This window comes from Streptomyces sp. NPDC001401, assembly GCF_042895385.1.
In the GTDB taxonomy this organism is placed as follows: domain Bacteria; phylum Actinomycetota; class Actinomycetes; order Streptomycetales; family Streptomycetaceae; genus Streptomyces.
The window spans coordinates 37,538-49,140 of sequence record NZ_JBIAWI010000035.1 but is presented as its reverse complement, the minus strand read 5'-3'; the positions used below and the strand labels follow the sequence as shown (position 1 = coordinate 49,140).

The window sequence follows — 11,603 nt, the reverse complement described above, 5'->3', positions numbered from 1 at the left end:
GAGACGTCAGACATCTCGATCAACAGCTCGGGGGCCTCGCTCGTTGCGCTCCTGAGCCGTCACCTGATCAGAGGCCAACTCGAAGAAGCTCAGTGTCCGTTCACGATGTTTTTGGTAGTCAGACTGGGTGCGCCATGTCTCCGCCCCTCCGTCTTTGTCGGGCCGGTTCCTATCCTTGCGTCCCAGCTGCCTCCCGACACCGCCCGGCCGGACAACCCCGGGCGGGATTCGGGAGCCATCGCGCCAGCTTGGGGAAGGCGTTCGAACTCACCCGCAGTGGACTGCGCAGGTGAACCATGTTCGGTGCCTGAGCATGATCAGCCCGGTGGACTACGAACTTCGCACCCCACCGATAGCGTGAAACCAAGTGACTCGGTTCCACCCAACTCGGGACAGCCCGGAGCCTCCATCAGCCGCTCAGCGGTTCACACCCGGCATGGCCCAGACGCCTGCACCCCGCGCAACAAGCACCGGCCCATCGGGCCGCCGCTGTGGCAGGACTTTTCAGGGCCGGGCGCTCAGCCCTGGACCAGGACGAGGATTCCGCCCGCCAGCAGGAAGAGCCCGCCGGCGATGGCGATTCCGGCGACCATGGCGAGAAACGCCGGGCGGAGAATCAGCGCGGAGGACGGCGCCGCAGCCGCACTCAGCTGCCGCCGCCGCAGCCCGAGCGCCCGGATGCCTGCAAGCACGCCCACGAGTCCCACGATCAGATACGACATGGTGGCAGCCCTCCAGGCTGTCGAGAGGAAAGTTGTCCGCGGCGCCAGATAAAGGCCACCAGGGCCAGGCTGTCGGGGCCACGGCCTCGATCACGAGGGCCGTATCAACGACTCCGCCTCGGATTCACGGCCGGACAGTCGCCCGGCCTGCCGGATCTGATCGGACGTCATGGACGGCGCTAGCTTGATCGCCTCATGAATTCCGTCGCCGTTGCCCCTGTCGAGCATGGCGAGAAACCATCTCACCGCCTGCACCGGATCGGCCTCGCATCCGATTCCGTCACGGTATCTGCGGGCCGCCGCGAACATCGCAGGAGCATGCCCCGACTCCGCGGCCTTGACGTACCAGCCGAGGGACTCCCGGTCTTCCCCTTTCCTGGCCAATTGGTCACCGAGCACGGCACAGGCCTCTGGAATCCGCAGATCGGCCGCGACCTGCAGCCAGCGCGAGAACTCCCGGAAATTCCGTGGGCCACCGACACCCTGGTGATAATTGACTGAAAGATTGAAGGCGGCGTAACCGTCCCCGGCGTCGGCCGCCGCCCGGAACAGGGTATTGGCTCGGGCAGGGTCACGCTCCACACCCAAGCCGTTGGTCAGCATGAACGCCAACTCACGCATTCCCTCGACAACGCCCGCGTCGGCGGCCTCGCTGAAAAGGCGCGCGGCGCGACCCAGATCGCCTTTCTGATCGAGCAGAATGGCGGCGAGCAGCGCCTTCGCATCGACGTCCCCTTGAGCCACGGCCGACTCAAGACCCGGAACGAGCGCCGCGATCCTGTCCCGCACGTCCGCCGCCCCGCGGCGCTTGGCATGGAAGTACCAGTTTCCGGCGCCGACCAGGTCGCCCCGAGCGTCGGCATCCTCCGCCCGCCTGATCAACTCCGCCACGGAGACACCGGCCGGAAAAAGATGCCAATCCAATACACTCTCGCCCACCAGCGCCTCCAACAACAAGAGATCCGTGCGTGATTCTACCGCATCACCCCAGACGAGCCGATTTCACCAGGACGGATAGTCGAAGGAATGCCATCCACCATCCGGCAGGAATACATGGATCGCCGTCGGATCGGAAACGAAAATCGGCACTCCAAGCTGCCGGGACCGGCTTTGGAACCAGGATATGCAGTCATCGCACATGTCTCGACTGACCGATATCGCATACCCCGGATTCAGGACGGAAGCCTGCTTCTCCGCGTGTGAGAGATAATACGCGCCGGCCCCACCGGAATTGTCCATGAAGGGATGAGGAGTGCGCGGGATGGGCAGAGCGTTGTGCACCTGATCGGGCATGGCCCGGTCGTATCCATCGGGAACGTCCGTGGCGTATCCGCTGGCCGTTTGGATGCTGCCCGCTTCGCTGGCCGTCTTCGAGGACAGGTCCACCGACGGATGGAAGGTGATGTTCGAAGGATGCGGAGCCGCGCTGAGACCGTGTTTGAGATCTGCCGTGGCCCGTTGCTGGTGTCGTCGTTGAGCATGCCGTGAGCAGTGCTGGGGGTGGGTATCCGTCGGACTTGACGGACGAGCAGTGGGCGCTGGTGGAGCCGTTGCTGCCGCCCGCAAGAGTGGGGCCCAAGGGCGGGCGGCGGGAGAAGCATCCGCGGCGGCGGATCGTGGACGCGATCTTCTATGTCGTGCGGACCGGCTGCGCTTGGCGGCAACTGCCCAAGGACTTCGCGCCGTGGCCGACGGTCTACTGGTACTTCACGTGGTGGCACGAGGGCGGCACGGTCCATCGCATCCACGACGCCCTGCGCGGCCAGATCCGCGAAGCCGACGGCCGCAACGCCGAGCCGAGCGCGGGCCTGATCGATTCGCAGTCTGTTCGTACTGCCGACACCGTTCCTGCCGTCACCAGGGGATTCGACGCGGGCAAGAAGGTGAAGGGCCGCAAGCGGTTCATCGTCACCGACACTCTAGGTCTGTTGCTGACCGTGCACGTCGTCGCAGCCAGTGTCCAGGACCGCGACGGCGCCCGCCGACCGCTGCTGTGGACCCGCCTCGACCATCCAGCTGTCAAGAAGATCTGGGCGGACCAGGGCTTCGCTGGCCGCCTGGTCGATTGGACCACCACCGTGCTCGGCCGCGAGCTGGAAATCGTCCGCAAAGACCCCGACCAGCAGGGGTTCCAAGTCCAGTCGAAGCGGTGGGCGGTAGAACGGACCTTCTCGTGGCTCACCGCCCACCGACGCCTGGCCCGCGATTACGAGACCAGTCCCGCCCGCTCCGAGACGATGGTCCGCTGGGCGATGATCGGCATCATGGTCCGCCGTCTCACCCGAGTGGGGCCAGTTTCCCGGGCGGGCCGGCGCCTGTTGACCCGGACTTCGGCCTGACAGCCAGGCGCGGGCAGCAGCATCACCCCGGTTCACCTTCGTCCCCGATCAGCAACGTCACCATCGCTTCGACGTGCTCGTCACTGACCTGCGGAACAGTCCAGTTGTTGCCACGCGCGTGCTCGATGAACGCCGGGTCGAGCTCCACGTGATAGTGCCCCACGTAGTGGGCCAGGTCGGAGTACCACAGCCAGTGTCCGTCTGTGAGCAGGTGCAGCCCTCCGATGAACGCGCCAGTCTCGCTCAGCACGTCAGGCACAGCTGAAGGCGTGGCGACCAAGGTCGTGCCGGCGCGCAGGTACCGAACTAGATCGCCTTCATGCCCCGGCGCAGCCGTGCGTACCGCAGCTCGGATCGACGGCCCGTCCGGACTGCCGTACTCCAGCTCCCTAAAGCCGCCGACGATGGGGAACTTGTCGAAGATCACCTGGCCGAGCCTAGAACACCCTCCGAGAGGCCACCGAACCAGATCTCAAACGCGGTCTGAGGGACGCTTGTCGTTACCAGTTAATCGCCGCGATAACGGAGCCGAGCAGCCAGACAGGAAAGTCGAGAATCTGTCACCAACGGCGTTGCATGAATGCCGCACGGCCAAGCCGCCACGTGACACGGACTCCGCCCTCTGCGGGCGCTTGTGGTGTCCCTTTGCGGATGTCGATCTGTGCGAAGCCAAGCCGCTGGGGAATGGCCCGACTTGGGTGATTCGCTTCGTCGTGAAGGATCTCCACGCACTGGATGTCCGGGAGGCTGAAGGTCTGGATCGTCAACGCGGCAACGGCGGAGGTCGCCAGGCCGCGCCCGGTGTATGGGGGTGCGAGCCAGTATCCGATCTCCATACCGCTGATTTGGTCATGGCGAACGACGCCGCAGCTCCCGACGAGGGCGCCTTCCGAGAGGATGGCGTAGGTGTAGGCGGTGCCTGCCGTCCACGCTCGTTCGCAGCTGACGGTGAACTCCGCACTCTGCTGTCGGCTGTGCTCGGCTGCCCATGGCATCCAGGGGCGCAGGTGATCGAGCGACTCGTTCACGAGTTGGTACACAGCATCGGCGTCCACGGCTCGCCAACGTCGCAATGTGGCGGGACCGTATTTGGTAGTTTCAGCGGGCATCGCGATCTCTCTGCTGGTCGGCCCGACCACGATGGAGACGCTCAGTGTCGCTCACGTCGCCTTCTCCTGGTTCGAGTACGTTCTACCTGGCTGTGTCGTGAGTCAGCCGATGTCGCGGTTGGCGGCGTCGGCTGGTGGACCGAGTTCCAGGATGCTGGCGCGAAGCTGCCCGCAGGCGGAGGCTGTTGCCCGTCCAGCGGAGGAATGGTGGGCTACCGTCCACCCGGTCAGCTCGCGGGAGATTGCGGCGATGAATTCGGTTTCCCGTGTGCTGGGTCGCAGGGGGCTGCCCTGTACGGGATTGAAACTGGAGAGCCGCAGCAGAAGGAAGCGACCTGCGTAGGGGGTGAGCAAGTCAGTGAGCGCCGCCTCGTCGTCGGGCCGCGTGTTGTGCTCGCAAAGGACGTAGTTCAGGACCACGGGGCGCAGGTCGGCAGCAGCAGCCCACAGAGGTAGTACGGCAGTTGGGTCGTCAGCGCGTGGAATGACCACTCGCCGCTGAGCAGCGTCAGCTCCGTGCAGCGAGAACATGAACCGGTTCGGCAGCCAGGCCTCGGGCTTCAGGAGGCTCCGAACCCACGCTTGCGGAGCGATGCTGGTCACCTTGACCTCGCGAGCCAGCCCCCGGCCCGTGATCGTTCTCGCGGCAGTGGTGACGTGGGCCCAGTTGGCAGCCGCATCTCCGACGCCGGCGAAGTCGACCCAGGCGAGAGGGCCCTGCTCATCCCGGACGTTTGCCTCCACCTGCTCTACCGCGGCGACAATCTCGTGGCCTTGCAGGTTCCGGACAAAGGGCGTGCGTGCGAAGGTCGTGGCGCAGTGCGTGCAGCCGTACCGGCACCCTGCTTGGGCCGACATGCATACCGAATAGGCTCCGTGGTCTCCCTCCCAGAGTTGCACAGCCTCGAAGGTAGCCTTGTCTGAGGTTTTGAAGACGTACTTTATGGTGCGGTCGGGGGCTTTCGATGGCACGGTTGAGACAACCTCAACCAGATTCTCGGGAGCCGACGTCCCTTCCATCGAGTGGATTTCCTTTCCCTGAATCGTCTCGCCAGGTAAATTCCGGCAATCGCGACGATGGTTCGCGTCTGGTGTTCACATTCGCCGATCGCCCACCTGCCAGTGGGCCGACTATCGCGTGATTGGATGGGCAGCAACTCGGGCGATGACGGTTGCCGATTCACGCCAAACGCCATGGCATGGAAAATCCCTCCAGACGCCTGAGGTGGGCAAATATGCGCGAGGAACTCACCAACGAACAGTAGAGCTTGATCGCAACTACCTAAAATCACTCTCGTGATATCTCCGGCGTAATTCCTGGAGGCAGGTCTGCAGATCTGCCTCCTCGGCGGGCTACGGCGGGAGGAGTGCCTCTCGGGGAGAAGCCGCCGTTTCGCGAAGGTGTACGACCACCTCGAACGTCTCTTCGATCCAGATCAGGATGCAAGTTGGAAAAGTCGGGTGATCACGGGCGCCCTTGCCTCGACCAGGAAACCACCAGCTACCGAGTACAGCCGACCGACCTGGCGCTCAACCCCTCCCCGCAAACCGGTCTCGCTTTTGATCGCGCCTCAAGTAGGCCTGGCCGTAGGCAGAATGGGGCGATGGACGCTGGACTCACCGCGCTGCTCGGCGCCGCCGTAGGCTCACTCGCCACCCTCGGCTCCGCGATGGTCACCGAGCGCGCGGCGGCGCGCTCGCAGTTCAGCCAGTGGCGTCGGCAGCACCGCCGGGACGCCTACGCGAACTACCTGGGCGCGGTGTACGACCGCGATGTCGCCTTGGACGCAGTGCGCGACGCACTGCGGGCGGACCGGCCGGACCTACGGGACGTCGACGAGAAGATGGAGTGCTTCGCCACCCAGGTCCGCGGCGTCCACCGGGCTGCCGAGCTCGTCCTCCTGGAGGGGCCGCCCTCTGTGGTGAACGCGCTGTACGGCGTCGTCCACGCGGCCGATGGCCTCGCCGAGGTCATGCGGCGGATGGTGCGTGATGCCCACGCGGAAGACACCTCCCACAAGGCCGCGGACACCGCGCTCGCCGCCGAGCGGGAGCACTTGTTGTACGAGGCCGTGAAAGGCCTTCGCTCGGCGGCCGCCGACGTCCTAGGCGACAGCGGGATACGCCTCTAGCAGCGGCGCTCGTGGGCGCACCGGCGGCTTGCTTGGCGGAGGTCGTACAGCGTTGTGACCTGCTGCGACGCTCGGTAGGGGCTGGCCTGCGGAGTCTAGGATCCAAAACCGCTCATCGCGTAGCGACGCCGTACGCGCCCTTGATGGGACGGCAAGACGGTGGGGTGGCGCGACGGCGGTGGGAGGCAGCCGCGTGGCGACGGGCCAACCCGTTGGCGTGATCTTGCTGTCGTAGCCCTGCCCACCCCGCTATGCTCAACAGCAACGCATTGACGGAGACGAGTAGCCACGGGATCACGTGAGCAGAGAGAGCCGCCGGTAGCTGGGAAGGCGGCCTTACGCCCCGGGGTGAAGACCCTCCTGAGCGCGGGGAGGAACGGCCTCTTGGAAGGCCCAATGCCCCGCCGGCTGGCCCCCGTCATCGGGCACGAATGAGGCCGCCGCTCTCCGAGCAGCGGTAAAGGCGCGGTGGCACCGCGAGTACCCTTCTCGTCCGCGCCCCCAAGGGATCATGACGACGCCCCTGGGAGGGCTGCGATGATCCACACGACTAGCCGTGTACTGGTGTCTGGCCTGCGAGAACATGTCGGGCAGACCGTTTCTGTGTCGGGCTGGGTGAATACGCTCCGCCTGCAGAGCAAGATGCAATTCGTCGTCGTGCGCGACCACGCCGGAATGGTGCAGGTCACCCACAAGCGCGGCGGTGAAGGCGACGAGGTCGAAGCTGCGTTGGAAGAGCTCACGCCGGAGTCCGCGGTCCGGATCACCGGTCGCGTGGTCGACAACCCGATCGTGAAGCTCGGCGGCCTGGAGATCATCCCGGAAGCAGTCGAGGTTCTGAACCGGGCTGAGACACCGTTGCCCATCGATGAGCAGACCGGACTCGAACACCGCCTGGACTGGCGGTTCCTCGACGTACGGCGTCGGCCGCAGGCGCAGCTGCTGTTCGCTGTGCAGACCACGTTCGAGCAAGGGATGCGCGAGTACGCGTATCGGCAGGGCTGCACTGAGATGCACACCCCGAAGCTGATGGGTACCGCATCCGAGTCCGGCGCCGAGGTGTTCAAGCTCGGTTACTTCGACCGCTCCGCCTACCTGGCGCAGTCGCCTCAGTTCTTCAAGCAGATGGCGATCTCGGCCGGTGTCGACAAGGTCTTCGAGATCGGGCCTGTCTTCCGCGCTGAGCCATCGTTCACCTCGCGGCATGCCACCGAATTCACTGGTGTGGACGTGGAGTTGGCGTGGATCGACGGGGTTGAGGACGTGATGGCGTTCGAGGAGCAGATGCTCGCGCATGCCATCGCCAAGGTCGCCGACGCACACGGTGAGGCGATCCGGGAGACGTTCGGTGTCGAGGTCACGGTGCCGTCGACGCCATTCCCGCGGATCACGATGGCCGAGACGCAGGAGATCCTGCGGGCCAAGGGCTGGGACCCGGCGGGCGTGAAGGAGGACCTGGACCCGGAGGGCGAGCGCGGGATCGCAGCGCACATCAAAGAGCAGACCGGACACGAGTGGGTGTTCGTCACCCACTATCCGACGAGCATCCGGCCCTTCTACCACATGCGTCCGGAGGACGACCCGAGTGTGACGCTCAGCTTCGACCTGCTGTGGAAGGGGCTGGAGGTCACCACCGGTGCGCAGCGCGAGCACCGCTACGACGTGCTCTTGAAGCAGGCTGCGGAAAAGGGCATGAGCACCGAGCCGCTGCAGGACTACCTGAACGCCTTCCGGTACGGGTGCCCGCCGCACGGTGGTCTGGGCATGGGGCTTGGGCGGGTCCTGATGGTGATGCTCGGCCTCGACTCGATCCGGGAGGCCACGTTCCTGTTCCGTGGTCCGAACCGGCTCACCCCGTAGTCACGGCGAAAGGCCGGGGCCGCTGCACCCCTGAAGGGTGCAGCGGCCCCGGCCCGGTCAGTAGCGGACGTTGCGCAGATCGAGCTTCCATGCCTCGTCGGGGTGCTGGTCCCAGTAGGCGCGGAGTGCCAATTCACGGTCTGCGAAGCGACCCTGGTGGCACAGGCCGCCGTGAGCGAGGGTGACGCTCATCGCGAGCGGGGACTCGGTCGTCACCCAGTGCGGGGTCAGGGCATGGCTCCACAACAGGTCGCCCGGCCCCATCCGTACGGACTGGCGGTCAGCCGGGTCGTGTTCGGGCGGTTCCTCCGCCGTGGTCTCGCCTACAACCGCGGCCTCGGCCGGGAGGTGTCGATCGGGATCCTCATAACTGTGGAAGGTCTTGGTCCCCTCGATCTGCCACACAAGTCCGTGTGAGTTGTCGTTGTGGTAGGTCGATGAGGCGCCTCCCGTCGAGATGAACAGCAGCGGCGCGCACCGTTGCCATGTGAACCCCCAGCTCGACAGCTGCGCACGCCAGGGGATCATGACCTGCTCCTGGAATCCGCTGAGGAACCCGTCATAGAAGCGGATCAGGTTGAAGTGCACGAGGCGGAAGGTCCAGCTGGCCACTTCTTCGATCGGGGCTGTGCGGAAGGCCGATGTGCGGTCCATGCGCACGGACCAGTCATCGTCTCCGAGGATGGTGAAGCGCACTTCTTCGTCTTGCCGGATGGCGTCGAGGACGTCGAGGGCAGGTGGAAAGTTGAAGCCGGTGGCGGTGAGGACGTTGCTGACGCGCAGGTTGGGAGGGGTTCGCCACCGTTCGATGAACTCTTCTGGTGTGGTGACTCGGGTCGTCATCCTCTGCTCACGGGATGTCGGCGGCGCGGCAGATGGCCGCGCACTCGGGTGTGGTCCGGTCGTCGCATTCAGCGTCGAGGAAGCGACTGATCTCTGCGCGTGGTGCGCGGACGCTCACCCCTGATTTGCTGTAGGGGCACCGTCGGATTTCGCCGCGGGCGGACACGTACAGGGCCGCGGATGCACAGGAGGGCCGCGCCTCGGGGTACAACTGCATGGCTCGCAGCGCGGTGAGGTACTCCTGGAACCGCTCCGAGAGCTGGAAGAAGCGACCGAGAAGATCGGCGTCCTCCCGCTGCCGGGCAAGGTAGTCGTAGAAGGTGTAGCCGGCGCGCTGTCGAGCCGTACTGTCGAGCGCCACCGGGCTGATCTGGATCTGGATTCCTGACTTATCGACCCGGTCGTAGATGTCCTGGCACTCGCTGGCTGTGAGGTTCCAATACGTGACGTGGAGGACTCTCTCTGCTGCGGGGACCTGTTCGAGCGTCGCGATCGCCGACGCCACGGACCGGGTCGTTCGCCCGAGTTCCATGGCGCCCATCGAATCGGCCGACACGGTGACGTTCGCCAGCAGGCGCGCAACGTCGGCCAGGCGATCGACGTCTTCCGGGGCCCGGGCCGAGGTGACCACCGACACGGGAATCCCGAACTGATGGGCGAGCCGGACGAGTTGGCGGAGTTCGGGGTGGTGCGCAGGTTCGCCGCCGGTCAAGCAGATCGCTTCGACGCCGGTCTCCTTCAGCCTGGACAGTGCCCGCGTGTAGGTGGGGATGTCGAGGAAGCCGTGGGCCCGGTCAGCTCGGAAGCAGAATCCGCAGGCGATCTTGCAGTGGCCGGCGGTACTGATGAGCGCGGAGCGAAACCGCTGCCGGGCTGACGCGGGAGGGCTCTCGGGGTGAGCGACGATGTTCACTGCACCCCCGTGCTGTCCCACACCGCGATCTCCACAGTGCTGGTGTAGAAGTCGCACATCTGCGCATCCGGCCGGTCTCCGCCGATGAGGAGTTGTTCATTGCGGGAGGGCCCACCGCAGATCGCAAGTGCGGGGCACTGGGCGCATTCGGGGATGGGGGCGATGTTCTTGGCGATGCCGCCGAGCAGGTTCGGGTCCGCTCGCAGCTCGTCGAGGGTGTGCAGGAAGGAGGGGGCGGTGAAGTTGATGTCGCAGAGGCTGACTCGGCTGCCGGGGAGCAGGGCGACGTTCAGGCTCCGGTCGCTCTGCATGTGATCCAAGAGCATGGGGCGGCGCCGGTCGAGGGCCTGGAATGCCCGGTCGAGGACGGAGAACATCATCCCGCCACGCCCGAGGGCGACGAGGCGTGCCTGATACAGCTCCCGAGCCAGCTCTCTGCCCTTGACCGTCCATCGTCCGCTGGTGGGTATCGGTGTGTTGGCGTAGATGAATTTCAGCCCGAGGTGGTCGATGATCCAGGTGACGGTTTCGGCCAGGCGGCCTATGTTCGCGGACGTGGGAGTGAGGTTGCAGCCCACGTGGATGCCGTCTGCATCGAGGAGGCGACGGACGTTGCGCTGGATCCTGTTGTCGGCCGGTTGCCCGCCCAGGAGCCTGCGGTTCTCGGCGTTGATGGCGGGTGGTCCGTCGATGGAGATGCCGACGCCGTACTGGTAGCGGGCGAAGTGTTCGATCATGGCGTCGGTGATGCGGGCGCCGTTGGTGACGACGGTTCGGCGGACTCGTTTAACGTCGTACTGCTCGGCGAGAGAGTCCGCGAGGGTGTCCCCGTACTGCATCAGGTCGAACCGGGTCGTCGGTTCGCCGCCGAACCACTGGATGGCTACCTCGTCGCGGCCGGCGTTCGTCTCAAAGAGGTAGGTGAGACCGTCGGCGATTTCCTGCTCGGTCATGTCCGGCTTGCCTGTGTTGGTCTCGACGAAGCAGTAGCTGCACTTCATGTTGCAGGCGTCGGTGAGGACGACGCGCAGGCCGCTGATCCGTACGGGAACGGGATCCAGGCCGAGTTGGTGGAGTCGGGTGCGGAGTGCTTCGCGCTGGTCGACATCGGGGCTGTCGGGCGTGAAGCCGAGCTCGGCGAGAGCTTTGTGTGTCGCGGTCGGGGGAACCGCGGAGAGGTCGGTGACCTCCCCGCGGTCGAGGTACACGCTGTCCAGCGTGACCGGGTCGAGGAGGGCGCCCTCACCGTCCCGGATGTACTGGATGTACTTCCCCCACAGGAGCTGGGAGGAGGTCACGTGTTACGCGGCTTCCTCTTCGACGATGCCGCGCTCGGCCATGACCTTGCGGACGAGCTCCTCGCCAGCGGCCTGCAGCTGTGCTGAGGCCTCCGGTGAGCCTCCGTCGGCGAGGACGATCACGCCGGGGAGGGTCGGGTTCGGCGCGATGACCGTGATGCCGGCGGGCTCCGTGCTGACCACCATGATCGCGTTCTCGACCGGGACCCAGTCCGCCTGGTCCTTCACCGCTTCCAGGATCTCGGCCTGTTTGGCCTGGAAGGCGTCACGCTCGCCCATCCAGACTCCGGCCTTCTGCTTGGAGTCCACGACGTCGGCGTAGAGCAGGTGATCGTTCTTGGCGCGACGAGGAGTCGGCATGCTCTCTCTCCCTTCGATTGCTCTGTT

13 protein-coding genes are annotated in these 11,603 nt (G+C 65.6%); 3 read left to right on the top strand and 10 right to left on the bottom strand.

Annotated elements, in window-relative coordinates:
* Positions 1–518 precede the first annotated feature (518 nt).
* The 3 genes from ACFY10_RS53575 to ACFY10_RS53565 form a co-directional block, all read right to left on the bottom strand.
* On the bottom strand, positions 519–722 hold the full coding sequence (locus ACFY10_RS53575; protein WP_390672726.1) for a hypothetical protein: 204 nt from the start codon (positions 720–722) through the stop codon (positions 519–521).
* Between the two features lie 90 nt (positions 723–812).
* Positions 813–1,661 (bottom strand): tetratricopeptide repeat protein, encoded by an 849-nt coding sequence (locus tag ACFY10_RS53570; RefSeq protein ID WP_390672725.1) that lies wholly within the window; start codon positions 1,659–1,661, stop codon positions 813–815.
* A gap of 63 nt (positions 1,662–1,724) precedes the next feature.
* Entirely contained in the window at positions 1,725–2,108 is a 384-nt protein-coding gene (locus ACFY10_RS53565) for a hypothetical protein (protein WP_390672724.1), read from the bottom strand.
* Between the two features lie 98 nt (positions 2,109–2,206).
* Here ACFY10_RS53565 and ACFY10_RS53560 point away from each other — a divergent pair, with 98 nt between their 5' ends.
* A complete protein-coding gene (locus ACFY10_RS53560; RefSeq protein ID WP_390672723.1) occupies positions 2,207–3,061 on the top strand; it encodes an IS5 family transposase in 855 nt (284 codons plus the stop codon).
* A 22-nt stretch (positions 3,062–3,083) separates the two neighbouring features.
* Here the strand turns inward: ACFY10_RS53560 and ACFY10_RS53555 are convergent, their stop codons facing one another.
* The 3 genes from ACFY10_RS53555 to ACFY10_RS53545 all read right to left on the bottom strand — a co-directional run bounded on the left by ACFY10_RS53555 (position 3,084) and on the right by ACFY10_RS53545 (position 5,190).
* A complete protein-coding gene (locus ACFY10_RS53555) occupies positions 3,084–3,488 on the bottom strand; it encodes a hypothetical protein (protein WP_390672722.1) in 405 nt (134 codons plus the stop codon).
* Between the two features lie 133 nt (positions 3,489–3,621).
* On the bottom strand, positions 3,622–4,200 hold the full coding sequence (locus ACFY10_RS53550) for a GNAT family N-acetyltransferase (protein ID WP_390672721.1): 579 nt from the start codon (positions 4,198–4,200) through the stop codon (positions 3,622–3,624).
* A 72-nt stretch (positions 4,201–4,272) separates the two neighbouring features.
* The gene (locus tag ACFY10_RS53545) at positions 4,273–5,190 is read right to left on the bottom strand and encodes a hypothetical protein (RefSeq protein ID WP_390672720.1); all 918 of its coding nucleotides are present in this window, start codon (positions 5,188–5,190) and stop codon (positions 4,273–4,275) included.
* A gap of 584 nt (positions 5,191–5,774) precedes the next feature.
* Between ACFY10_RS53545 and ACFY10_RS53540 the strand changes: the two genes are divergently transcribed.
* Complete coding sequence (locus ACFY10_RS53540) at positions 5,775–6,302, top strand: proline dehydrogenase (RefSeq protein ID WP_390672719.1); 528 nt, start codon at positions 5,775–5,777, stop codon at positions 6,300–6,302.
* A gap of 537 nt (positions 6,303–6,839) precedes the next feature.
* The gene (aspS, locus tag ACFY10_RS53535) at positions 6,840–8,162 is read left to right on the top strand and encodes an aspartate--tRNA(Asn) ligase (RefSeq protein WP_390672718.1); all 1,323 of its coding nucleotides are present in this window, start codon (positions 6,840–6,842) and stop codon (positions 8,160–8,162) included.
* 57 nt (positions 8,163–8,219) lie between these two features.
* Here aspS and ACFY10_RS53530 read toward each other — a convergent pair whose 3' ends face one another.
* From ACFY10_RS53530 to ACFY10_RS53515, 4 genes are read right to left on the bottom strand one after another with little or no spacing between them, the layout of a single operon-like run.
* Positions 8,220–9,005 carry a hypothetical protein gene (locus ACFY10_RS53530; RefSeq protein ID WP_390672717.1) on the bottom strand — a complete coding sequence of 262 codons (786 nt, stop codon included), beginning with the start codon at positions 9,003–9,005 and terminating at the stop codon, positions 8,220–8,222.
* Positions 9,006–9,012: 7 nt separating this feature from the next.
* The gene (locus tag ACFY10_RS53525) at positions 9,013–9,918 is read right to left on the bottom strand and encodes a radical SAM protein (protein ID WP_390672716.1); all 906 of its coding nucleotides are present in this window, start codon (positions 9,916–9,918) and stop codon (positions 9,013–9,015) included.
* Entirely contained in the window at positions 9,915–11,216 is a 1,302-nt protein-coding gene (locus ACFY10_RS53520; RefSeq protein WP_390672715.1) for a radical SAM protein, read from the bottom strand. The genes ACFY10_RS53525 and ACFY10_RS53520 overlap by 4 nt, the downstream gene beginning before the upstream one ends.
* Before the next feature lie 3 nt (positions 11,217–11,219).
* Positions 11,220–11,576 (bottom strand): hypothetical protein, encoded by a 357-nt coding sequence (locus ACFY10_RS53515; protein WP_390672714.1) that lies wholly within the window; start codon positions 11,574–11,576, stop codon positions 11,220–11,222.
* Positions 11,577–11,603 lie beyond the last annotated feature (27 nt).